The sequence below is a fragment of the Mycobacterium sp. SP-6446 genome, from assembly GCF_001954045.1.
Classification (GTDB): domain Bacteria; phylum Actinomycetota; class Actinomycetes; order Mycobacteriales; family Mycobacteriaceae; genus Mycobacterium.
The window spans coordinates 15,566-38,164 of record NZ_MBEM01000259.1 but is presented as its reverse complement, the minus strand read 5'-3'; the positions used below and the strand labels follow the sequence as shown (position 1 = coordinate 38,164).

27 protein-coding genes are annotated in these 22,599 nt (G+C 65.2%); 18 read left to right on the top strand and 9 right to left on the bottom strand.

From position 1 onward, the window contains the following. Window positions 1-3 precede the first annotated feature (3 nt). Window positions 4-1,536, bottom strand: coding sequence for an amidase (locus A5736_RS23390; RefSeq protein WP_076248908.1), 1,533 nt, complete (start codon window positions 1,534-1,536; stop codon window positions 4-6). Window positions 1,537-1,641: 105 nt separating this feature from the next. Here A5736_RS23390 and A5736_RS23385 point away from each other — a divergent pair, with 105 nt between their 5' ends. Genes A5736_RS23385 through A5736_RS23370 form a run of 4 tightly spaced genes read left to right on the top strand, consistent with a single transcriptional unit; the run spans window position 1,642 to window position 5,608 of the window. Then, window positions 1,642-3,219 carry a methylmalonyl-CoA mutase family protein gene (locus tag A5736_RS23385; RefSeq protein WP_076248906.1) on the top strand — a complete coding sequence of 526 codons (1,578 nt, stop codon included), beginning with the start codon at window positions 1,642-1,644 and terminating at the stop codon, window positions 3,217-3,219. Further along, window positions 3,220-3,645 carry a cobalamin-dependent protein gene (locus A5736_RS23380; protein WP_076248903.1) on the top strand — a complete coding sequence of 142 codons (426 nt, stop codon included), beginning with the start codon at window positions 3,220-3,222 and terminating at the stop codon, window positions 3,643-3,645. Continuing rightward, on the top strand, window positions 3,630-4,586 hold the full coding sequence (locus tag A5736_RS23375) for an LLM class F420-dependent oxidoreductase (RefSeq protein ID WP_076248901.1): 957 nt from the start codon (window positions 3,630-3,632) through the stop codon (window positions 4,584-4,586). Before A5736_RS23380 ends, A5736_RS23375 begins: the two co-directional genes overlap by 16 nt. Further along, complete coding sequence (locus A5736_RS23370; protein WP_076248895.1) at window positions 4,583-5,608, top strand: CaiB/BaiF CoA-transferase family protein; 1,026 nt, start codon at window positions 4,583-4,585, stop codon at window positions 5,606-5,608. Before A5736_RS23375 ends, A5736_RS23370 begins: the two co-directional genes overlap by 4 nt. A gap of 74 nt (window positions 5,609-5,682) precedes the next feature. Here the strand turns inward: A5736_RS23370 and A5736_RS23365 are convergent, their stop codons facing one another. Both A5736_RS23365 and A5736_RS23360 read right to left on the bottom strand, forming a co-directional pair. Continuing rightward, window positions 5,683-5,985: a DUF4286 family protein gene (locus A5736_RS23365; RefSeq protein WP_076248893.1), complete on the bottom strand. Its 303-nt coding sequence runs from the start codon at window positions 5,983-5,985 to the stop codon at window positions 5,683-5,685. A gap of 20 nt (window positions 5,986-6,005) precedes the next feature. Beyond that, a complete protein-coding gene (locus A5736_RS23360) occupies window positions 6,006-6,338 on the bottom strand; it encodes a 2Fe-2S iron-sulfur cluster-binding protein (protein WP_076248891.1) in 333 nt (110 codons plus the stop codon). Window positions 6,339-6,439: 101 nt separating this feature from the next. Between A5736_RS23360 and A5736_RS23355 the strand changes: the two genes are divergently transcribed. The 4 genes from A5736_RS23355 to A5736_RS23340 are packed head-to-tail and all read left to right on the top strand — an operon-like array spanning window position 6,440 to window position 10,572. Continuing rightward, window positions 6,440-7,846, top strand: coding sequence for a class I adenylate-forming enzyme family protein (locus tag A5736_RS23355; RefSeq protein ID WP_076248888.1), 1,407 nt, complete (start codon window positions 6,440-6,442; stop codon window positions 7,844-7,846). Beyond that, window positions 7,824-8,729, top strand: coding sequence for an acyl-CoA dehydrogenase family protein (locus A5736_RS23350; protein WP_076122592.1), 906 nt, complete (start codon window positions 7,824-7,826; stop codon window positions 8,727-8,729). Before A5736_RS23355 ends, A5736_RS23350 begins: the two co-directional genes overlap by 23 nt. Beyond that, window positions 8,716-9,804 carry an acyl-CoA dehydrogenase family protein gene (locus tag A5736_RS23345; protein ID WP_076248886.1) on the top strand — a complete coding sequence of 363 codons (1,089 nt, stop codon included), beginning with the start codon at window positions 8,716-8,718 and terminating at the stop codon, window positions 9,802-9,804. Before A5736_RS23350 ends, A5736_RS23345 begins: the two co-directional genes overlap by 14 nt. Beyond that, window positions 9,805-10,572 (top strand): enoyl-CoA hydratase/isomerase family protein, encoded by a 768-nt coding sequence (locus A5736_RS23340; RefSeq protein ID WP_076248885.1) that lies wholly within the window; start codon window positions 9,805-9,807, stop codon window positions 10,570-10,572. It abuts the gene before it with no gap. A 17-nt stretch (window positions 10,573-10,589) separates the two neighbouring features. On the opposite strand, the gene A5736_RS23335 is transcribed toward A5736_RS23340, so the two are convergent. Then, a complete protein-coding gene (locus A5736_RS23335) occupies window positions 10,590-11,438 on the bottom strand; it encodes a proline iminopeptidase-family hydrolase (protein WP_083667690.1) in 849 nt (282 codons plus the stop codon). An 88-nt stretch (window positions 11,439-11,526) separates the two neighbouring features. On the opposite strand from A5736_RS23335, the gene A5736_RS23330 reads away from it, so the two are divergent. From A5736_RS23330 to A5736_RS23315, 4 genes are all read left to right on the top strand, one after another. After that, window positions 11,527-12,045 (top strand): phenolic acid decarboxylase, encoded by a 519-nt coding sequence (locus A5736_RS23330; RefSeq protein ID WP_076122588.1) that lies wholly within the window; start codon window positions 11,527-11,529, stop codon window positions 12,043-12,045. A gap of 89 nt (window positions 12,046-12,134) precedes the next feature. Continuing rightward, complete coding sequence (locus tag A5736_RS23325) at window positions 12,135-13,274, top strand: thiolase family protein (RefSeq protein WP_076248927.1); 1,140 nt, start codon at window positions 12,135-12,137, stop codon at window positions 13,272-13,274. 7 nt (window positions 13,275-13,281) lie between these two features. Continuing rightward, window positions 13,282-14,169, top strand: coding sequence for a methylmalonyl Co-A mutase-associated GTPase MeaB (gene meaB, locus A5736_RS23320; RefSeq protein WP_076122586.1), 888 nt, complete (start codon window positions 13,282-13,284; stop codon window positions 14,167-14,169). Between the two features lie 148 nt (window positions 14,170-14,317). Next, entirely contained in the window at window positions 14,318-15,211 is an 894-nt protein-coding gene (locus tag A5736_RS23315) for a thiamine pyrophosphate-dependent enzyme (RefSeq protein ID WP_076248881.1), read from the top strand. Between the two features lie 24 nt (window positions 15,212-15,235). Here the strand turns inward: A5736_RS23315 and A5736_RS23310 are convergent, their stop codons facing one another. Continuing rightward, window positions 15,236-15,889, bottom strand: coding sequence for a response regulator transcription factor (locus A5736_RS23310; protein ID WP_076122584.1), 654 nt, complete (start codon window positions 15,887-15,889; stop codon window positions 15,236-15,238). A 112-nt stretch (window positions 15,890-16,001) separates the two neighbouring features. Between A5736_RS23310 and A5736_RS23305 the strand changes: the two genes are divergently transcribed. After that, window positions 16,002-17,222 (top strand): sensor histidine kinase, encoded by a 1,221-nt coding sequence (locus A5736_RS23305; protein WP_217695774.1) that lies wholly within the window; start codon window positions 16,002-16,004, stop codon window positions 17,220-17,222. A gap of 11 nt (window positions 17,223-17,233) precedes the next feature. Here A5736_RS23305 and A5736_RS23300 read toward each other — a convergent pair whose 3' ends face one another. Next, window positions 17,234-17,650, bottom strand: a complete 417-nt coding sequence (locus tag A5736_RS23300; protein WP_076248877.1) for a PPOX class F420-dependent oxidoreductase — start codon at window positions 17,648-17,650, stop codon at window positions 17,234-17,236. Next, complete coding sequence (locus A5736_RS23295) at window positions 17,647-18,060, bottom strand: helix-turn-helix domain-containing protein (RefSeq protein WP_076248875.1); 414 nt, start codon at window positions 18,058-18,060, stop codon at window positions 17,647-17,649. Before A5736_RS23295 ends, A5736_RS23300 begins: the two co-directional genes overlap by 4 nt. 194 nt (window positions 18,061-18,254) lie before the next feature. On the opposite strand from A5736_RS23295, the gene A5736_RS23290 reads away from it, so the two are divergent. Continuing rightward, entirely contained in the window at window positions 18,255-18,926 is a 672-nt protein-coding gene (locus tag A5736_RS23290; RefSeq protein WP_076248874.1) for an enoyl-CoA hydratase-related protein, read from the top strand. A gap of 53 nt (window positions 18,927-18,979) precedes the next feature. Beyond that, on the top strand, window positions 18,980-19,408 hold the full coding sequence (locus tag A5736_RS23285; protein WP_175611370.1) for a PaaI family thioesterase: 429 nt from the start codon (window positions 18,980-18,982) through the stop codon (window positions 19,406-19,408). Here A5736_RS23285 and A5736_RS27300 read toward each other — a convergent pair. After that, the gene (locus tag A5736_RS27300) at window positions 19,405-20,034 is read right to left on the bottom strand and encodes a TetR/AcrR family transcriptional regulator (protein ID WP_076248870.1); all 630 of its coding nucleotides are present in this window, start codon (window positions 20,032-20,034) and stop codon (window positions 19,405-19,407) included. The two genes, A5736_RS23285 and A5736_RS27300, sit on opposite strands and share 4 nt — an antisense overlap. 86 nt (window positions 20,035-20,120) lie before the next feature. Here A5736_RS27300 and A5736_RS23275 point away from each other — a divergent pair, with 86 nt between their 5' ends. Beyond that, window positions 20,121-20,594: a hypothetical protein gene (locus A5736_RS23275; protein WP_076122578.1), complete on the top strand. Its 474-nt coding sequence runs from the start codon at window positions 20,121-20,123 to the stop codon at window positions 20,592-20,594. Window positions 20,595-20,607: 13 nt separating this feature from the next. Here the strand turns inward: A5736_RS23275 and A5736_RS23270 are convergent, their stop codons facing one another. Further along, the gene (locus A5736_RS23270) at window positions 20,608-21,252 is read right to left on the bottom strand and encodes an NUDIX hydrolase N-terminal domain-containing protein (protein ID WP_076122577.1); all 645 of its coding nucleotides are present in this window, start codon (window positions 21,250-21,252) and stop codon (window positions 20,608-20,610) included. Window positions 21,253-21,470: 218 nt separating this feature from the next. On the opposite strand from A5736_RS23270, the gene A5736_RS23265 reads away from it, so the two are divergent. Continuing rightward, window positions 21,471-21,827, top strand: coding sequence for a nuclear transport factor 2 family protein (locus tag A5736_RS23265; RefSeq protein WP_076248868.1), 357 nt, complete (start codon window positions 21,471-21,473; stop codon window positions 21,825-21,827). Window positions 21,828-21,863: 36 nt separating this feature from the next. After that, window positions 21,864-22,565, top strand: coding sequence for a CTP synthase (locus tag A5736_RS23260; RefSeq protein WP_076248867.1), 702 nt, complete (start codon window positions 21,864-21,866; stop codon window positions 22,563-22,565). Window positions 22,566-22,599: the final 34 nt, after the last annotated feature.

The following is a 22,599-nucleotide window of genomic DNA, read 5'->3' as shown; positions in this document are numbered from 1 at the left end:
CTTTCAAGCCCTGGGGGCGGCGGGAAAACCGCCGCAGAGGGATTCGAACGCGTCGGCGACTTTGAGCACGGTAGCGTCGTCGAATCGCTTGCCCACGACCATCATTCCCGCGGGCAGGCCATCGATCAGGCCGGCGGGCACCGAGATCGCGGGGTGGCCGGTGATGTCAATGGGTGCGACGTTGAAAGCCTTGCCGACCGCTCGTCCGTACAGCGCGACATCCTGAGGGCTGCCCGTCGGCAGCGTATCGGCCGTGCCGGGCACGGTCGGCATCACAAGCACGTCGTATTGCGCGAGCGCCGCGTCGTAGGCGGCGCGCACGTGCGGCACCAGATTGCGTGCCTTGGCATAAGACGCACCACCAAGCGTGCTCAGCCCGTAGTGTCCGCACAGCGCCGTCGCCTTGATGATGCTGGCGAGTTGGTCGGCCTCGACTGCTCGCTGTCTTGCGAAGTGCGCCATGAGCTCTGGGTCGTAGCGTCCTTCCACGCCGAGTCCGTATCCGTTGCCGCCCAACATCTGATACGTGGCACCGTCGGTGAAAAGAACGGCAAACACATGAATGGCGGTGCGGTGCCACGGCACGCTGATTTCGCCTACGGTGCAGCCGATTTCGGTGAACTGTCGCGCCGCCGACCGGACCAGGTCGTCGACCTCCGGCCGTGCGCCGGGTTGCCCGAAGCCCTCGACGACAATGCCTACCCGAAGACCGGCCACGTCGCCCGTCAGCGCGGCGCTGTAGTCGACCGCCGCTATCTCCTCGGGCTGGCGCGGGTCCCGGCCGTCGGGTCCGGCGAGCAGTGTGAGCAGAAGCGCGGCGTCGGCGACCGTCCGCGTCATAGGACCGAGGTGATCGAGCGTCCGCTCGATCGGGAACGCACCCGTGTAAGGAATTAGTCCATACGTCGGCTTGTGCCCGACAACGCCGCACAGCGATGCCGGGATCCGAATCGATCCGCCTTGGTCGCCGCCGAGGGCCAGATCGACCGCACCGGCGGCGACGAGTGCGGCACTGCCACTGGATGATCCGCCCGCTTCGCGAGTGGTGTCCCACGGGTTGCGCACCGGGCCGGAGGCGGAGGTGAAACTCGACCCCGAAGCGCAAAGGTCCTCGCACACGCTTTTGCCCGCGATCGTTGCCCCGGCGGCAAGCAACCGCTCGACAACGGTCGCATCGCGGCCGGGGATGAAGCCCTCCACCGCGCGTGAGCCGTTCATCATCGGAATGCCGGCGACGGCGATGTTGTCCTTGATGGCCACCGTCCGGCCCGATAGCGGTCCCTGGGCGCCGGACGAGATTTCAGCCCGGACATACCAGGCGCCCAGTGGGTTGGCGTCAGGGGTTGGGAACTTGTAGCCGCGTTCGGGGGGCCGCGGGCGCGCGAACTCGTCGTACAGCTTGTCGACGATGTCGTAAGACCTCAGCGTGTACTCCGCGATCGCCCGGTAGGCCCGCTTGTCGTCCCCGTCGAGGTGGAAGCCGAAATGGTTCGCCGCGGCCTCGATATCGGCCGCCGATGGCCTGGAAACCGTCATGTCGACCTCCGTTGTCGTTTCCCCTCGCGCCCAGCAGCTTAGTGTTTGCCCAGGTCAACACTGTGGTATTGGCATTCTCTTTTTTTGCAAGTACGTTATTCATCGATGGATAACGAGTCCCAGACCCCATCGGGCATCCCGCTGCAACCCGTCTACGGACCAGCGGATAGAAGCGCGGAACCTCCGCCGCCCGGGGAGTTTCCGTTCACGCGGGGCAACTTCGCGTCCGGGTACCGCGGCAAGTTGTGGACGTTTCGGCAATACTCCGGCTTCGGCACGGCCGAGGAATCCAATCGGCGATACCGCTACCTGCTGGATCAGGGCGGGACGGGCCTGTCGGTTGCGCTCGATCTGCCGACTCAGTGTGGATACGACTCCGACGATCCCGAGTTCGGTGAAGAGGTCGGCCGGGTCGGCGTCGCGGTGGACACGCTGGCCGACTTCGAGATCCTGTTCGACGGCATCCCGCTGGACAAGCTCAGCACCAGCATGACGATCAACGGCACCGCGGCGATCCTGCTGGCCTTCTACGTCGCCGCCGCCGAGAAAAAGGGGATACCGCGGGCCAAGCTCACCGGGACCATCCAGAACGACATCCTCAAGGAGTACGCGTCGCGCGGAACGTGGATCTGGCCGCCGGAGCCGTCATTGCGGCTGATCGCCGACACCATCGAGTTCTGCGCCGCGGAGGTCCCAAGATTCAACGCGATCTCGGTGGCCGGGGCGCACTTCCGTGATGCCGGGGCCAACGCGGTGCAGGAGATGGCATTCACCCTGGCCGACGGGGTGACCTACTGCGACACGGTGGTGGAGCGGGGCCGGATGACCATCGACCAGTTCGCGCCGCAGATCTCGTTCTTCTTCTACACCCATGGCGACTTCTTCGAAGAGATCGCCAAATACCGTGCGGGACGGCGCCGTTGGGCGACCATCGTGCGGGAACGCTACGGGGCGACGACGGAGAAGGCGTCGATGTTCCGCTTCGGCTGCGTCTGCGGTGGCGCGTCGCTGTACGCGCCGCAGGCCCACAACAACATCGTCCGGGTGGCCTACGAGGCGATGGCGGCGGTGCTGGGCGGCGTCCAGTCGATGTTCACCGCGGCCTGGGACGAACCGTTTGCCCTGCCGACGGAGGAAACCACCACGCTGGCGCTGCGCACTCAGCAGATCCTGGCGCACGAAACCGGCGTCGCCAGCGTCGCCGACCCGCTCGGCGGCTCGTACTTCGTCGAGGCGCTCACCGATTCCACCGAAGCCCGCATCATCGAGATCATGGATGACCTCGAGCGGCACGGCGGTATGGTTCATGCCATCGAGGACGGCTATCTGCAGGGCCTGATCGCCGACGAAGCCTTCCGGGTGCACCAGGACATCGAGGCCGGCACCCGACCCGTCGTCGGGGTCAACCGCTTCGTGACCGAGGAGCCGGAACACGATGTCGTTACCTACGAGCTTGACGCCGAGGGCCGCGATCTGCAGCTCAAGCGGCTCGCTAAGGTCAAGGCCGAAAGGGATTCGGCCGCAGTGAAATCCAGCCTCGCGGCCCTGTCGCATGCGGCCGAAGGAACCGACAACCTGATGCACAAGCTAGTCGACTGCGCCAACGCCTACTGCACGGTCGGTGAGATGGTCTCCGCGCTCAAAGCGGTGTGGGGCGAATTCCAGCAACCGGTGGTGTTCTAGATGGCCGTTCGGATTCTCGTTGCCAAACCCGGCCTTGACGGGCACGACCGAGGAGCCAAGATCGTTGCCCGCACTCTGCGCGATGCAGGCTTCGAGGTCATCTACACCGGCATCCGGCAGCGCATCGAAGACATCGCGTCGATCGCGGTCCAGGAGGACGTCGCCGTCGTTGGTCTGAGCATCCTGTCCGGTGCGCACCTGGCGCTGACCACACGCACTGTCGAGGCGTTGCGCGCCGCCGACGCCGCCGACATCGCCGTGGTCGTCGGTGGAACGATTCCACACGCGGACGTACCCAAACTGCTATCGGCCGGCGCCGCGGCCGTATTCCCCACTGGGACACCGCTCGACACGCTGGTGCGCGAGATCCGCGCGCTGACTGGGACCCCGCAGCCCGCCGTGGAGGAACCGTGCGCATCGGAGTAATGATCGGCGCCGAGCGCGGCGATATGGCCCGCAAGGTGGGCAAGCTGGCCTCCGATATCGAATGGGCCGAATCCGCCGGCCTGGACACCGCCTGGATGCCGCAGGTGCCCGACGACTTCGACTGCCTGACCATGGTGTCGCTGATGGCCGCGCACAGCTCGCGCATCGAGCTGGGCACCGCGGTGGTGCCGCTGCAGGCCCAGCATCCGATTGCCCTTGCCCGCCAAGCGCTTTCGACGCACGCGGTGACCGGTGGGCGGCTGGCGCTGGGCATCGGGCCGTCACACCACTGGATCATCCGAGACATGCTCGGCTTGTCCTATGAGAAGCCGGCCGCCTACACCCGCGACTACCTGCAGGTGCTCAACGCCGCGATTGCCGGGCCGGGTCATGTTGACGTCGAGAATGATTCGTTCGCGGTGCACAATCCGATGGCGATCGGGGCCGACACCCCGATGCCGGTCCTGGTCGCCGCTCTCGGCCCGGTGATGCTGCAGCTTGCCGGTGAACTCGCCGACGGCACCGTGTTGTGGATGGCCGACGAGCGCGCGATCGGTGATCACATCGCGCCCAAGATCACCAAGGCCGCCGCGGATGCCGGGCGGAACGCCCCGCGGATCGTCGCGGGTATTCCCGTATGCCTGTGTGCGCCTGCACAAGTCGACCAGGCCAAGGAGCGCGCCAACCGCATCCTGGGCGAGGCCGAGGTGTCGCCGAACTACCAGCGCCTGCTCGAACGCGGCGATGCCCGCGACGTCGGCGATCTGTGCGCGGCCGGCGACGAGAATGCCATCCTGGCGCGGATGCGGCGATTCGCCGACGCGGGAGTGACGGACCTGTCGGTGCGCCTGTTGCCGATCGGCGAGAACCGGGACGAGCTCGTCGCCTCCAAGCGCCGCACCCGCGAGATGATCGCCGCGCTCGCAACGGAGTTGCAGTGACGGCCGGCGGGCCGCTGGCGGGGATTCGGATCCTCGAAGTTGGCACCATGCTCGCCGGTCCCTATGCCACCATGCTGCTCGCCGACCTGGGCGCCGAAGTCACCAAGATCGAACCGAGCGGCGGCGAGATCTCCCGCGGCGTCGGACCCACCTACTTCGCCAGCCTGAACCGCAACAAGTCCAGCCTCTGTTTAGACCTGAATTCCGAAGCGGGACAGCAGCATTTGGGCGAACTCGTGTCGCAGTCGCACGCGCTGCTGGTGAACCTGAAACCGTCGGCCATCCGCCGCCTGGGCCTCACCTACGAACATCTGCGCCGGCACAACGAGCGCATCGTCTGCGTGGCGATCACCGGCTTCGGCCTGCACGGCGGTGACGACCCGGCCTTCGACTATGTGGTTCAGGCGGGCGTCGGCACTGCAGCGCTGACCGGCGATCCCGACGGCCCGCCGACGCTGCCGGGGTACTCGTCGGCCGACAACTCGACCGGTATGTGTGCGGCGCTCGGGCTGCTGGCCAAGATCATCTCCGGCACCGGGGGGCAAGTGGACGTGTCGCTGCGCGACGTGATGCTGTCGCAGCTCAACTATCACGCCTCCGCTTACCTCAACGACGGCATCGAGCCGCAGCGACGGCCGCACGGCGCTCACTCGTATTACGTTCCGGCGCAGCTGTTTCCGACGTCAGATGGGTATCTGGCGCTGTTCATCACCCACGATGGCTTCTGGAAATCCTTCGCCGCCGAGGCGGGTATCGGCGGTTTCGAAACCATGGCCGAACGGGTGGCCCGCCGCGACGAGGTGCTGGCCGTCGTCACGGCGATGCTGGCGACCGACTCTGCGGCCGGTTGGGAACGGCGGCTGCGCCCCCTCGGAGTTCCCGTGGCGGCCGTCAGGACGCTTCCCGAAGCACTCGAAGCGACTCCGGAAGTCGTCGTGTCGGCGGGCGATTTCCGCCTCGTCGGAAGCCCGATCAACGTCACGGGTTACCAACCCGAGTACCGCCCGCCGCCGGAGCTCTAGCCGGGGCCGGCCGAACGTGACGGTGCAGTCACGCTGGAGGCCGAATGTGACTGCACCGTCACGTTCGAGGCCGGCTAGGGAAGGTACTCGAGCAGTCGCGGGATCGGCGCCGGGTCGAGCTGCAGCGCGTCGGACATGTGTAGCTGACCGGCGTTGGCGATCATGTTGTCCAGGATGGCCTGCAGGTCATCGCCCTCGAGTTCGTAGATGGCGACATACGGGCCCTGTCCGTCGACCGGACGCAGCCGGCGCGCCGCGACAATTCCGTCGAGCGCCAGCAGCTCTGGGATATGCACTTCGTCGTACCAGGTGTTGTACTCGTCCTCGCGATCGGGCGCACTGGGCACACTCTCCACGAGCATGATTCCCTTGGCCATCGTCGCCGCCTCTCCTGTGACTACTCGTAGCGCACCGTAATCGAGTCCGTGTCGGGCACGCCCTGGCACGTCAGAATGTAGCCCTCGGCCACTTCGTCCTCTTCGAGAGCGTCGTTGACCCGCATGGTCGCGCGGCCCGCCTCGAGCTTGGCCATGCAGGTTCCGCAGTTGCCGGCCTCACAGCTGAACGGCGGCTCCAGGCCGGCCCGCCGCGCGGTTTCCAGCAGCGTCTCGCCCGGGACCAGCGGTACCGACACCTTCTTGCGATCGAGATAGATCGTCACTGTGCCGGCCTCGGCGCCGTTTGAATCGGGATCTGACACAGTCTCCTCGATGATGCGGGCCGTCACCATGGCCGCCCTCCCATATTTGCATTCTTCAGTATAGAGAATACTATTCTCCCTAAGCGATAGGATCTTCTCAAGTCGGGCTGGACAGCTGGAAGGAACGAGACGTGACCGAGCCGGCCGCGCTCGTGTTCGAGGAACGGCGATTCACCCTGCCCCAGCTCGATGCGCTGGCCAACGGGCTGGTCCGGGCCCTGGCCACAAGCAATGTCGCCGCGGGTCAGCGGGTCGCGCTCATGGCCTCCAATCGGCCGGAATTCGTCGCCGCCCTGCTCGCGATCTGGCGTCTTGGTGCCGCCGCGGTGCTGCTCAGTCCGGCGTGGAAGCGCCAGGAGGTCGACCACGCGCTGGCGCTGACCAATCCGGGCCACGCCGTCGGGGACCATCCCGTGCTGGCCGAGTTGATGCCGATGTTGCATCTGGACGAACCGATCACCCCCGCGGAACTGACGTCCTCATGTTCGCTGCCGCCGGAGGGCGACGCGGTGCTTGCCTTCAGTTCGGGTACCACCGGCCTGCCGAAGGCGGTCCGGCACACTCACGCTTCGTTGAGTATGGCCGTTCAGCACTGGCGCGAAGCGCTGCAGCTGACACAGCGTGACCGCATTCAAATCGCCACGCCCCCTTCACATATCCTCGGCCTGCTCAATATCCTGACGGCGCTGCAGATCCGAGCGTGGACGCGGCTGCATCGCCGCTTCGACATCGACCAGATGCTGCGTCATATCGAAAACGACCGCATCACAGTCGAGATGGCGGTGGCCCCCATCGCGCTGGCCATCGCCTCGCACCCAGACCTCGAGTCCTACGACCTATCGTCGCTGCGCTTCATCATGTGGGGCGCGACGCCGGTCAGCGCCGACATCGCCGAAACGGTGACCCGACGTACCGGCGTCGGTTGGGTGCCCGCGTACGGCACCACGGAACTGCCCGTCATCGCGTGCAATCCACTCGACGGGCCCCGACTGGACGCGGTCGGTCGCCCCGTGCCGGGTGTGGACCTGCGGGTGGTCTCGCTCGAGACCGGCCAACCGGTCAACCCGGGCGAGGTCGGTGAGATCCAGGCGCGGTCGACGTCGCTGATGGCCGGCTACTTACCGGCCGAGGCGACCGAGGACGCGATGTGCGACGGCTGGTACCGGACCGGGGATGTGGGCTGGCTCGACGCCGACGGTTGGCTGCGGATCACCGACCGCCTCAAAGAAATGATCAAAGTGCGCGGCTTTCAGGTCGCGCCGGCCGAAATCGAGATGGTGCTGCACGGCCATCCGGCCGTCAAGGATTGTGCGGTGTTCGGCGTTCCCGACGGGATCAACGGCGAGGCAATCGTGGCCGCCGTCGCGGTGCATGGCCGGGTTGACACCGCGGACCTGATCGCCCGAGTGGATGAGAAGCTGGCGTCCTACAAACGCCTGAACCGGATCGTGTTCGTACCCGATATCCCTCGCCTGCCCTCGGGCAAGGTGCTGCGCCGAGTCCTAAAGGAGCGCTATGGATGTACGTCTGACAGCTGAACAGCAGCAACTGCGTGACGCCGCCGCCAAGCTGGCCGACGATCTGGGCCCCGGAGCGGTAAACGACCTGGCCGACGAGGAGCGAATTGCCCGGCTGGACAAGCAGGTTACGACGACGGGTTGGCGATCGCTGCGTTCCGATGGGGCCACCGGCGTCGAGGTGGCCATCGTCGCCGAGGAATTCGGGCGCCGACTGGTCGACGCACCGTTTCTGGGTCCGGTGCTGGCCGATGATCTCGCCTGCCATATCGATGCAGACGCGTCGGGCGCGACCATCGCTGTCGATGGCCGGGTGATCGACGCGCGCGGCGCTCGACGAGCCCTGTTCCTTTCCGGTACCACGGTTTTGGCGACGGAGGTGGGCGACGCTCGGACCGTCGCCGATTTGACCCGGGCCGAAGCGGCCGCGGTCGGATCGCCGACGGTTCTCGGCGAGGTGTCCGCGGACGTGGCCACGCGGTGGCGGGCACTCGCGTTGGTGACCACGACGGCGGACCTGGTGGGAACCGCCCGCGGCGCTCAGGCCGTCGCGGTCGACTACGCGAAAATCCGCGAACAGTACGGCAAAGCGATCGGCTCCTACCAGGCGATCGCCCACATGTTGGCCGAAAGCCTTGCGCTGATCGAAGGTTCGGTGAGCGTGTTGCGCCATGCTGCGTGGGCGGTTGACGAACTGACGCCCGCCGAGGCCGTCCGAGCCGCCCAAGTTGCGAAGATCTACTGCGCCCGCGCCGCCCGAACGGTCTGCGAGAACGCGGTGCAGGTGCATGGCGGCATCGGCAATACGTGGGAGTGCGTGGTGCATGTCTACCTGCGGCGCGCGCTGACATCGACCGAGTTGTGGCCAGTAATGTTAAAGGAGATCGACCTTGGACTTTCGTGATTCAGCTCAGGAGGCCGAATTCCGCGAGCGGCTGCGATCGTGGCTTTCGGTGCACGCCAAGGAGTTCTCCGGCTCGGGTGACGAGTATTGGGAGCGCATGGCCGACTGGCATCGGGCCTTGTACGACAACGGCTTTTTCGGCCTGTCCTGGCCGCACGACTACGGCGGGCAAGACCTGCCCGCCGTGTACGACGTGATTGTCGACGAAGAACTGGTGCGCGCCGGCGCTCCGCCGCGCCCCAGCGTCGGCTACCTGGTCCACGGCATCGGCAGGCACGGCAGCGACGAACTGCGCAAGCGCTTCCTGCCCGGCATCATCAGTGGCACCGAGCGTTGGTGTCAGGGTTTCAGCGAGCCCGGCGCCGGTTCGGACCTGGCGTCGCTGACCACCACCGCCACCCGCGAGGGCGACAACTACGTTGTGCATGGACACAAGATTTGGACGAGCTACTCCGACGTCGCGGACTGGTGCCTGCTGCTGGCCCGCACCGACCCCGGCGCCAAGCGCCACCGCGGCCTTTCGGCGTTCGTCATCGCCATGAAACAGCCTGGCGTGCAACAGCGCCCGCTGCGCATGATGAACGGGGTCACCAACGAATTCGGTCAGGTGTTCTTCGACGGCGCGATCGTGCCGGCGGACCGGATAGTCGGCGCTCCGGGCGACGGCTGGGCGGTCGCCATGACCGTCGTGGGACACGAGCGCGAACCGTCCACGCTGGGTTATGCGGCCAGATACGGCAAGCTTGTCCGAGAGCTGTTGGCGCGCAATGACGGTCCGATATCCGAAGAGTTGGCGTGGGCGGCCGTCCAGTCGGAAATGCTGACCCACCACGTCCGGCGGCGGCTGTCCGAACAGCTGGACGGGGTGTCGCACGGGCCCGAGGGTTCGCTCGACAAGCTGCTGATGACCTGGGTCGAGCAATCGGTCGGCCACGCTGCACTGGCCGTCACCGGAACCCGCGATCCCGGTCTGCTCGGCGCCTATTTGTACAGCCGTGCGCAGAGCGTCATGGGTGGGACATCACAGATACAGAAGAACATCATCGCTTCGCGAATCTTGGGATTGGGAGTCTGAATGTACGATATGCCTGCCGAAGTCGATGTCCGTGCCGAAGGCCCATTGCGGATCATCACCCTGAACCGGCCGGAGTCCCTCAACTCGGTCAACGACAACCTGCACGTCGGGCTCGCGCGGCTGTGGCAACGATTGACCGACGACCCCTCGGCCCGCGCGGCGGTGATCACCGGGGCGGGCAGGGCGTTTTCGGCGGGCGGAGATTTCTCGTATCTCAAGGAGCTGTCGGGGGATGCCGAGCTGCGCGCCAAGACCATCCGCGATGGCCGCGAGATCGTGCTGGGCATGGCGCGGTGCCGAATCCCGGTGGTGGCGGCCGTAAATGGCCCAGCCGTCGGACTCGGCTGCAGCCTGGTCGCGCTCAGCGACATCGTCTACATCGCCGAAGATGCCTACCTCGCCGACCCGCATGTGCAGGTCGGGCTGGTCGCTGCCGATGGGGGACCGCTGACCTGGCCGCTGCACATCAGCCTGCTGCTGGCCAAGGAGTACGCGCTGACGGGTACCCGCATCAGCGCGCAGCGCGCCGTCGAACTGGGTCTCGCCAACCACGTGGCGTCCGATCCGGTCGCGGAGGCAATCGGTTGCGCCAAAAAGATTTTGGAGTTGCCCCAGCAGGCGGTCGAGAGCACCAAGCGGGTGCTCAACATCCATCTGGAGCGGGCCGTCCTGGCCAGTCTGGACTATGCGCTGTCGGCCGAAAGCCAGTCCTTCGTAACCGAGGACTTCCGGACGATCGTCACCAGGCTGGCGGCGGGCAAGAACTGACTCGCTGAGACCGCGATTCAGTCGTTATGCCGCAGGAACTTACGCATCACCTGATCGAACCGGTCCGGCTCCTCGATGAACGGCATATGAGAGCTCGACTCGAATAACTCAAACCGCGAGCCCGGGATGCGCGCGTGCATGTCCCACATGTGTTCGGGCACGCATTCGTCGTACCTGCCGGCGAGGATGAGCGTCGGTGGCGAGATTTCGGCCAATCGGTCGAACACGTCCCAATCCCGAATGGTTCCGACGATGCGAAAGTTGCTCAGCCCGAACATGGTTCCGTAGACCTCGTTGTTCATAGTCCGGAACGACTCTTCGAGCTCCGCCGGCCACGGACGAACGCGGCACAGATGCGTTTCGTTCCACGTGCGGATCGCGGCGTGATATTCGGGCGCGTATGTCGTGCCGGCGGCTTCGTGCCGGTCGATGCTGGATTGTGTTGCCGGATCAAGCTCGGATTTCAAGCGCGCCACCATCTTCGAGAATTCGGGTATCGACGCGAAGCTGTTGGAGATCGTCAGACTCGCAGCCCCGGACGCGACGTCAAGCACGTACTGTTGTGCCAACATTCCGCCCCACGAATTGCCGAAGATGTGAAAGCGGTTCAGCCCCAGCGCCTGTACCACGGCATCCATTTCGGCCACCGAGCGTTCCATCGTCCAAAGCCTGCGGTCGGATGGGCGTTCGGACTTGCCACACCCGAGCTGATCCCAGAAGATGACTTCGCGCTCGTCGGCCAGACGTTCCAGCGAGCTCATGTAGGTGTGCGGCATACCCGGACCTCCATGAACCGCGAGCAGCGGATAACCCGCCCCGCCGCCAACCCGAGTGAACCAGACGTTCCCGCCCGGGACCGCGATCATTCCCTGAGTCATCCGTCCACCATCGCAAATCCGCGCGTTTCCCGCAGCCTGCCCACAAGTGCCGCCGCAGTCCTGGCAGGATAGGGCAATGACCAGCGTCGCTAACCCGGTTCCGCCGCAGGATCTTTCGGGGATCGTCGGCCACCGCTTCATCTACACCTATGCAAACGGGTGGCAGTACGAGATGTATGTCAAGAACGCCTCTACCATCGACTACCGCATCCACTCCGGGCATGTCGGAGGCCGTTGGGTCAAAGACCAGAAAGTCAACCTCGTCCAACTCGACGACGACAGTTTCAAAGTGTCCTGGAGCGAACCCACGGGCACTTGCGTGGCGGTTAACATCCTCCCCGCCAAACGCCGCATCCACGGCGTCATCTTCTTCCCGCAGTGGGTCCGCACGCATGGCGAGCGCACGGTCTGCTTCCAGAACGAACACCTGGATGAGATGCGCGCGTACCGCGACGACGGCCCGACCTACCCCATCTACGAAGTCCCGGAGTTCGCCTACATCACGTGGTTCGAATACGTCGGAACGGACGACGAGACCGTTATCGACACCGGTCCCGAAAACCTGCCGTCGGGATGGTCCAACCGCACCAACTAGCCAGGCCACCAGCGCCCTCCTTGCAACTCGGACTCTCAAAATGCGAGAATATGGTTCTCGCAAGCTGCGCCGCTGAACTGGAGAAGACCGTGCCCGAAGCCGTCATCGTTTCCGCCCTGCGCACCCCGATCGGCACCGCGCGCAAGGGAACGCTGCGCGACACCAGCGCATTCGACCTCGCGCACCATGTCGTCTCCGAGGCCGCCGCGGACCTCGATCCCGCGCAGGTCGACGACGTGATCCTGGGCGAGGGCCTTTACGGTGGCGGCGTGCTGGCTCGGCACGCGGCCATCACGAGCGGCCTGACCCAGGTGCCCGGTCTGGCCAACAACCGGCACTGCGCGGCGGGTCAGGCGGCGGTGCAGAGCGCGGCGGCCAGCGTGCGGGCCGGGATGGACCAGCTCGTCATCGCCGGGGGTGTGAACTCCGCGTCCACGTCGCCGCGGTCACGCATGCAAGTGGACGGCGAGTGGGTCGACTGGTTTCCGCCGACCCACCCCGACCGTCCCGATGCGCCCAACCTCGACATGTCGATCACGGTGGGATGGAACGCCGCGGTCAAGGCGGGCGTGAGTCGCGAAGAGATGGATGCCTGGGCGCTGCGCTCCCACCGCAATGCCATCGCCGCAATCGACGAGGGCCGCTTCAAAGAAGAGATCGTTCCCATCGAGACGCCGCACGGGCTGTTTTCGGTCGACGAGCATCCCCGCCGTGACACCAGCATGGAGAAGCTGGCCGCACTCAAGCCGCTGCATCCCGAGATCGAGGGCTTCTCGATCACCGCCGGGAATGCCTGCGGAGCCAACGACGGTGCCGCAGTGTTGACCATCGCGAGCGAGCGGCTCGGGCTGCCCGCGCTGGCCACCGTGCGGTCCTGGGCGTCCGTCGGCGTCGACCCGGCGATCACCGGCTTGGCTCCGGTGGAAGCGATCCCGAAAGCCCTTGGCCGCGCGGGGCTTTCGATCTCCACCGTGGATCTGTTCGAAATCAACGAGGCATTCGCGGCCATGTGCGTGGCTACCGTCAAGATTCTCGATCTCGACCCGGACAAGGTCAACGTCAGCGGCAGCGGCTGCTCGCTGGGACACCCCGTCGCGGCAACCGGGGCCCGGATGCTCGTCACGCTGGTGCACGAATTGCGCCGCCGCGGCGGGGGAATCGGCGTCGCGGCCATGTGCGCAGGCGGCGGGATGGGCTCGGCGACGGTCATCGAGGTCGCTGCGCCATAATGCGCAAATGACCATCGCCGACCTAATTGCCGGTGCGCGCAACGGGTCTCCGCGGGCGGCGGGTCGGCTGCTGAGTCTGGTCGAGGGTGACCGGCGCGACGAGGTGTTGGCGAGCATCGAGCCCTCGTCGGCATGCGCGGGCGCGATCATCGGCATCACCGGACCGCCGGGCGCGGGCAAGTCGACGACGATCGCGGCGCTGGTCGGGGCCTATCGCGAGCGTGGGTGCCGGGTGGCCGTATTGGCCGTGGACCCGACGTCGCCGTTCAGTGGAGGCGCGCTGCTGGGCGATCGAATTCGAATGGCCGCGCATATCAACGACTCCGATGTGCTGATTCGGTCGGTGGCAACGCGTGGCCATCTCGGGGGGCTGGCCGCCGCGGTTCCGGCCGCCATCCGCCTGCTGGGCGCGATTGGTTACGACGTGGTCATGCTCGAGACGGTGGGTGTGGGGCAGTCCGAGATCGAGATCGCCGCCGTCGCCGACCCAACCGTCGTCATCCTGAATCCCGGGGCGGGCGACGCGGTGCAGGCCGCCAAGGCGGGTGTGCTCGAGGTCGCCGACATCGTGGTCGTCAACAAGGCCGACCGCGACGGTGCCGAACAGACCGTGCGGGATCTGCGCGCCGAAACCAAGGCCCCGATCGTCAGCCTCGTTGCCGCCCAGGGTGAAGGCGTCGCTGACCTGGTCGCGGCTATCGACGACCACCGCCGCACCGACAGCCGCGACCGTCGACTGGCCCGGGCGCGGGCGCAGATCCTCTCGCTGGCCCAAACACGGCTGCGCGGCCGCCCGGACCTCGACCGGCTCGCCGAGTCAGTGGTCGACGGCCACGATGATCCGTACACGGCGGCCGAAAAGCTGCTGGCCCCCGGCACTCAACGCCCGGACTGAACGTCGCCGTGTCCCCCAATCGGGGGAATGTGCGTTCATCACTTTTGCGAACCGATCGGCGGAGGTGCGCCCACCCATACCGATCTACGTTGAGCTTGTGTCTAAGAAGGCGGTCAAACGCCCAAACGATCGGTTAGGAGACCGGGACATGGCTCGCACCTCGAAACTGTCGGCGAAACCCTCGGCCGCGCCTGTCGGTGAGCAGCTGGAGCTGTACCGCCGGATGTGGGCACTGCGTCTGCTCGACATGGCATTGGAGGAGTCGCGCATCGACGGTCTGCTCAACGGACCCATGGTGGCCGCATTCGGTCAGGAAGCCGTGGCCGTGGGCGCTACCGCAGCGCTTCGACCGGGCGACATCATCAGCACCGCCATCCCCCATTTCCAACACGCACAGCAGATCGGTCTGTCGCTCCCGCTGGGTCCGGCCATCGCCGAAATATTCGCCCCGAGCCGGGAGGTGGGCGGCGCGTCCAACGAAGACCCGTTCGCCGCCGAATGGAAGCTGATATTCGCCGGCTCAAGCCCGTTGAAGCAATCGGTCATGTTCGCGCTTGGCGATGCCTACGCGCAGCAAGTCGCCGGCGCAGGCAAAGTCACACTGTGTGTCATCGGCGATGAGGACTCGAACTCCGTCGAGTTCGAAACCGCCGCGCGCATAGCCGTGTCGTGGCGGCTTCCCGTGGTGTTCGTCGTCGAGGACATTCGCACCGGATCGGGGGTGCGCCGCGGTGCACGCGAGAGCCACGGAATGCCCGTGCTCCTTGCCGACGGTAGAGACGTTGCGGCGGTGCATAAATCGGTCGCCCACGCGGTAGAACGAGCGAGCGTCGGCGGCGGCCCCACCGTGGTCAAGGCGGTCACCTACCGCACTAATCACCCCTCTAGCGTCGATCCCTTGGTCTTCGCCCGGCGGCAGCTGACCGGCGCCGGCGTCAGCGACGACCACCTTTACGAGGTCGAACGACGGGCTCGCCAAATGATGGCGGAGGCCATGTCATCCGCGAACGCACTGTTGGGCGCGGAGGATCCGGCTTCGTGAGTGAGCGGCACCCGCCGTCGCCCGCTAGCTGAGCAGACCTTGCCGCATGGCTTCCGCCACGGCGGCCGCGCGATCGCCGACCCCGAGCTTTTCGTAGAGGCGTTGCACATGGGTCTTGACCGTCGACGGCGCGACGTAGAGCTCGGCTGCGATCGCGGGGATGCTTTGGCCGCGGGCAATCCGATTGAGCACCTCGCGCTCTCGCGCGCTGAGCACGGGTGCCGTGGGTGCTGCACGCTGGCGGATTTCCGCGGCGAGGCCCCCGACGAGTCCGGGTGCGACGACGTCGCGACCCTCCGCGCAATCGAGGACCGCCTTGACGATTTCGGCGCGGGTCGAGTCCTTCAGCAAGAAGCCGGCGGCGCCCTGCTGCAGTGCCTGAAACACGATCGCCGGCTCGTCGTGTGCCGAGAGAAGCAACACGCGGGTCGGCAATTGCTGACTTCGCACCGCCGCCGCGACCTCGGAGCCATCCATGCCGGGCATTCGGTAGTCGAGCAACGCGACATCCGGGAGGTGCGTCTTGATCAATTCGAGTGCGGCCGATCCGTCATCGGCCTCGCCGACCACGTTCACCGAACCGCTCGAGGCAAGTGCGCGCACTACTCCCTCGCGAAAGAGCGGGTGGTCGTCACCAACGACCACACGCACTTCGGCGGGCGTAGCCGCGTCGGCCATGGCGATGAGTGTAGCGGTTTATCGAAAGCATTCGTTCGCGATTTCGGGTGCTCTTATGCGTTTTCGCGCGATTTGCCACGGGCGCGCCGGCGCGGATGAGTACGGTGATCGGGTGGCGGTGGCCAGCGACGCAGAACTGAACCGGGTGCGCAGGATCCACCAGCTGCGCTCGTATCGAATCGCGTCGGTCCTTCGGATCGGCGTGGTGGGCTTGATGATCGCTGCGATGCTCAGCGACACGCGCCGGTCCGAATGGCCCCAGCAAACCGTGCTGATCATCGGGTACGGCTTGATGGCGCTGTGCGCGCTGACGCTGGCCTTCTCCGGCAGCCGACGATGGCTCGCACGCGGCCGGTTGGCCGGCGTCGGCCGCGTGGAGCCGTTTGCGTTCACCGTCATCGACGTGATCGTGCTGACCGTCTTCCAGGTGCTGTCCACCAACGGACTGCACCCGCTGCTCATCATGACGGCGTTGCCGATCCTCATCGGGCTCGACGTCTCCTCCCGGCGAGCGGCGGTGGTGTTGATCTTCTCGATGGTGGGGTTCGCGATCGCGGTGCTCGAGGACCCGGAAATGGTCGGCTCGATCGGCATCACCGAGGCCACGTTCCGGTTCCTGCTCTACGGGTTCCTGTGTGTCACAGCGTTTGTCGCTGTACGCGTCGAAGAACGGCATACCCGGTCGGTGGCCGGGCTCAGCACACTACGCGAGGAACTGCTGGCGCAGACAATGACTGCGTCGGATGTGGAGCAGCGCCGGATTTCGGAATCCATCCACGACGGACCGCTGCAAGACATCCTGGCCGTGCGCCAAGAGCTCGTCGAGTTGGATACGGCGTTTCCTGGTGACGAGCGAGTCGGTCGCGCGATGGCCGGGCTGCAGGCTGCCTCGGACCGATTGCGGCAGGCGACGTTTGAGCTGCATCCGGCCGTCCTCGAGCAGGTCGGATTGGGTGCGGCGCTGCAGCAGCTAGCCGCACACACCGCCCAGCGTTCTGGTATCGACGTCTCGACGGACATCGATTACCCGCTTCGCAACGAGATCGACCCCATCGTCTTCGGGGTGGCGCGGGAGCTGCTGTCCAACCTGGTGCAACATTCTCAGGCCGGCAATGCTTCAGTTCGCCTTGGGATCAACGAAGGCAGCTGCGTTTTGGACGTGGTCGACGACGGCGCGGGATTCACCGACGACGCGATGGCGCGCCGCCTGGGCGAGGGACACATCGGGCTAGCCTCGCACCGGGCCCGGGTCGAAGCGGCGGGCGGAACGTTCGTCTTTCTCGATGTTCCGGTGGGCACTCACATATGCGTCGAACTACCGCTGAAGCAGTAATCGAGTCGGCCCTAAGCGCCGGCGCCGCCGACCTTTTCGATGCGGATTCTGGTGAGTAGCCCCGATGGGGAACCCGGCGGCGGAAAATGCTCGCTGGAGCCCAGCATGACCTCGGCCAGCTCGGTCAACAATTCGGGTGCGCCGCCCTCGACGATGCGGGCGGACCCAGTGACGGACAGATACGGTGTGGGCTGCCCGGGATGGGGCTCCTTGGAAAGGATTGTCAGAGCCACGCGGGGGTCCCGGCGAATGTTGCGGGTCTTTCGGTACTCGCTCAGATGCGCGCTCACTAGCTCGTCGCCTTCTGGCGTGGATTGGAGCGCAACCCATACGACCGACACATGGGGACTACCGTCGGGGTTGATCGTAACCAGGGTGGCGTCTGCGCCGTCCCCGAGAAATTTGCGCATGCCGTCATCGAGTTTCATTTTGTCCCTTTCATTTTGGCGGTAGTGGATCGTGCGCGGCGGGTTACTCGCGTTTTCGTCGCTGGTTGACGGGCGGACAGGTCAATCCATTTCAGCGCCCACAGATTGATGTCGAGCAGGATGTCACCGAGCTCGGCGCCCTTCTCTGTCAACCGATACTCGACGCGCGCCGGACGGCCGTCGCCGAGAAAGCGCTCGATCAAGCCCTCGTCTTCAAGGTCCTTGAGTCGCTGGGACAGCAGCTTGTCCGTCATATCGGGGATAGACGCGGCTATCTCGCCGAACCGCTTCGGGCCGGTGACCAGTGCGCGCAGCACCATCGGTGCCCAGCGGCGGGTCAAGATGTCGCCGGCCGCGGCGTAATACGGGCAATACGGCAGCCACGCCGTGGGTTCGCGGCTGTGGTCCATGTCTCACCCGCTTCCTATCCTATAGATAGCTCGCTATTCTGCAGATAGTAACATGAACGGCCACCATGTGGCGGTGTATCGGGACGAGAGGGACCGATCGATAGCAATACCCCTCGGAGCCGCGAAAGCCCTGCGGCGCCAGCGCTTTTCGTCGCTCCGGATGGTGAATTGACGAATGAAAGGTAGGGTTTCGCATGCCCACGCTCGATCGCCACGACAACGTCTTCGTTCTCGACCTCGGCGACGGTGAGAACCGCTTTCACCCCGACTGGATCTCTTCCGTCGACGCCGGGCTGGAAGAGGTGGAGAAGGCCCACGGACCCCGGGCCCTCGTTACCGCCGCCACCGGGAAGTTCTACTCCAACGGTTTGGACCTGGACTGGCTATCCGCCCACGCCGACCAACACATCGACTACGTCGTTTCCGTTCACCAACTCTTCGCGCGAGTGCTGTCCCTGCCGGTGATCACCGTGGCCTCCGTGCAGGGACACGCCTTCGCCGCGGGCGCGATGTTCACCCTGGCGCACGACTTTCGCGTCATGCGCGCCGACCGCGGCTTCTGGTGTTTGCCCGAGGTGGACATCAACATCCCGTTCACCCCTGGCATGGCCGCGCTCATTCAGGCCCGGTTGGCGCCGCAAACCGCGCATCAGGCCATGCTCAGCGGACACCGCTACGGCGGGACGGACGCCGTCGCGGCCAGCATCGTTGACGACGCGGTGGCAGAGGATGTGGTGCGCGCCAAGGCCATCGAACTCGCCGGCGCGCAGGCGAACAAGGCCGGCGACACTCTGGGCGCCATCAAGGCCCGCATGTATGCCCCGGTCCTTGTCACCTTGCGCGACACCGTCACCCCGTTGGGCTGACCCCGGCGTCGACACCACCAAGGAGAACGATCGTGACCACAGAAATCGCTGCCATGACCGGCCTGGAACTGATGCGCTGGGTGCAAAGCGAACGCCCCACCGATATACCGTGGATCGGCCGCCTGCTCGGCCTGCGCTTCGACGAGCTCGACCGCGGACGTGTCGTGATGTCCCTTGACACCCGTCCCGACTTCGCCAACCCCCTTGGCACCGTCCACGGCGGTATCGCCGCTACCCTCCTCGACTCAGTCATGGGCTGCGCGGTCCATACCACCCTGCCCGCCGGCGTCAGCTATACCACCTTGGAAATCAAGGTCAACTACATCCGTGCCGCCAGCACCGATGGCCAAACCCTCACGGCCACAGGCACCGTCGTTCATTCCGGACGCCGCACTGCGACGGCTGAGGGCCGGGTCGTGGACCAAGACGGCAAGCTTGTCGCCCACGCCACCACCACGTGCATCATCCTTCCGGCGGCCTAATCGGCGCCGGAATCGTTGTGTGGCTGCAGATATCCGGTGAGCAGAAGGACGATTTCATCTTCGAGCTGTTGGAAGTCAACGGGGCTCGGCGAGGTGACGAGCCGGTGAACGAGCGATTCGATCGTCGCCACCACGATTTGGGCGTTCAGTCTGCTGGCACGCACGTCCGGGTGCTGCTCGAGTAATCGGGTGGTCGCATCCACCGTCAGCTGCTCCAAGTCGTGCAGCCGCGCCAGGAACTCCGGCGCACGAGGGGCCTCTTCGAACAGCACGCGATGCAGGCGCGGATTGTCGCGGTGGTTGTCGATGGTCGCGCGCACAAATAGCCGCAGCGCATCGTCGAGCCGTTGCGGCATACCATTCGCCAACCGCTCACCGAGCAACCTGGCGCCGGCATCGACGTGCGAGTCCATCAAGGCTCGCAGCACGGCGTCCTTGTTCGGAAAGTATTGATACAGCGAGCCGATCGAGATCCCGGCGCATTCGGCGATTCGATTGGTGGTGCCGGCGGTGTAGCCGTGGTCGGCGAAAACGCGAGCCGCAGCATCCAGAATCCGTTGCCTGGTCTGGGCGGCCCGCTCCTGTTTGGGCTGCTTACGCTCCCTAAATCGGTTCGTTGGCGCGATCGCGGATCTCCTGGGAAATGCGAGTAGTCAAACGGCGCTTTCACCAGCAGAATTAGGGTACCCTAACTACCGCCGAAGGAGTACCGGTGCGAACCGTCCACCTCGAAACAATCCTGCCGACCGACGCCGACAGGGTGTGGTCGGCGATGCTGTCCCCGGTCACGTTCCTGTACGTCTGTAAGGGCCTTCTGGGGTTTCCGGCGCTGGCGGGACGCTCGGACGTACTGCGCGTGGGCGAGCGCGGAACCGGATGGTTGCTCGCATTCCATGTGATACCGGCCTACCGGCACACGATTGAAATCGTCGAGGTGGACCCGGCGCGCAGAACGGTGCGCACCCACGAGAACGGCGGACTCCTCAAGGCGTGGAACCACACGCTGCATGTCGAACCGATCGATGCACGCTCGAGCCGATACAGCGACACCGTCGACGTAGACGCGGGAGTTGCGACCGCGTTCGTCGCCGCGCTCGCGAAGGGGATTTATCGCTATCGGCACCGGCGCTGGCGCAAACTCGTGCGCAAGCACCTGTTGCCGGAAGGCCCCTCGTACGCGAGTTAGGCCACCGGCAGCGTCAGTCGAACGCGGTGGGCAGAGCCGGGTTCAGCCAGTGGGTGTGCATGAGACGTAGTTGGGATTCGAGTACTCGTGATGTGGACAGCGGGGGCAGCTCGTCAAGAGCGAACCAGTCGATCGCCGCGGTTTCGGTGGGATCGGGTGGGACTCGGGACTGTTCGGTGCAAAGGAAAAATAGCTTGTAGACGTGAAATGGGAGATGCGGCCGGTGGCCCTGTTTGTCGCGGTCCAGCACCGCAACAAGCTTGTCCACACTGACGTTCACGCCAGCTTCTTCCTGTACCTCCCTGACGATGGCCTCCGCGGGGCTCTCCAAAACGTCGCACCAGCCGCCCGGCAAGGTCCAGCGACCGTCCGAGCGTTCCTGGACTAGAAGCACTTTGGCCTTCGAATCAAAGACGCCGGCTCGCGCATCGACCTTGGGCGTCATGTAGCCGGAGTCGAGGGCAACGATCGCACGCAGCTGCTCAAGCTCGCTCTCGCAAATGAGGCCCATCAGCGCTTCGCCGCACCGGCGTACCTGCTCATACCGTTGCCTGTCATACGGGTCGCCGGCGAAGGTGAGCCCGTTTTGCGCCACGGCAAGGAGGGTTAGGGCCTGTCGGCGAATCTGGTCGGCGGCATCCGAATCCGACGAAGTCATGTTGTCCAGTTTCCACCCTCACTGGGGTCGCTTATCAGTAAGCGGTAGCCGGCGTCGAAATGCTCTTGCCCGAGCAGATCGGCGTGTCGCGAGATAGCTACCGCCGATCTGGTCATAGGCAACCATCGATTCAGCATGACGCAAGCTGAATCCGCTGCGCCAGGTTCCCCGTAAAAATGCTTGGACCATCGGCCGCACCGGCGACTACCGTCTCCACCGTGAACCTTGACGCCGTCACCTTTAGCAAGCAGTGGGAACGGGCATGGAATGCCCACGACGTGGAGTCGGTTCTCGAGCACTTTCACCAGGACGTGGTGTTTACCTCGCCAGTGGCAGCCAAGCTTCTGCCGGACACAGCGGGGATCGTGCTTGGCAAGGCGTCCCTGCGCCATTACTGGACCAAGGCATTGCAGCGAATTCCCAACCTTCGGTTCGTCGTCGAGGACGTCTACCAGGGAATCGAGACCATCGCCTTCGTGTACCGGAATCAAGACAATACGCGGGTTTGCGAAGTTTTACGGTTCGGCGATGGTCTGGTGATCGAAGGGCACGGAATGTATCTCGTTGCACCGTAAAGGCATCCAAGACAGCCGAGGCGAAGGAAAGCGGTGATGACGGATCTGTTGAATGTTGCGATCATCGGCGATTTCGATAGCTCGTATGCGCCTCACGTAGCCACCAACGAAGCGATTCGCCATTCCGCGAGTGCGCTCGGATTGGATGTCTCCGTGGCCTGGGTGGCCACTGAATCACTCGAGACCGACCTGAGTTCGCTGACGACTGCGGATGCGCTCTGGTGTGCACCCGGCAGCCCATATCGCAGTTTGCCGGGGGCGCTGGCCGCGCTGCGTTTCGGGCGAGAAAACGCCGTGCCCACTCTAGGTACGTGCGGCGGGTGTCAGCACATCATTTTGGAGTACGCCCGTAACGTGCTGGGCTTCGAAGATGCTCAGCATGCCGAGTACGATCCGTACGCTTCCCGGCTATTCATCTCGGCGTTGACTTGCTCATTGGCAGGCCGGACCATGCCCGTCAACCTCGAACCGGAATCCATTGCCGCCCAGTGCTATGGCATGCGGAGGGTCAACGAAGAGTACTACTGCAACTTTGGACTCAATCCGGACTTCCGTCAGGTACTTGAAGAAGGCGGACTGCGTGTCACCGGACAGGACGACGACGATGAAGCTCGGGTGTTTGAACTACCCGAGCATCCGTTTTACGTCGCCACATTGTTTGTGCCGCAGAACCGCTCGACTATCGAGAGCCCGCACCCGCTCGTGACGAGGCTTCTGTCTGCAGCCGCAACACGCTAACGTATGCCACCTGCAGCGCCGAACGTGTACTCAG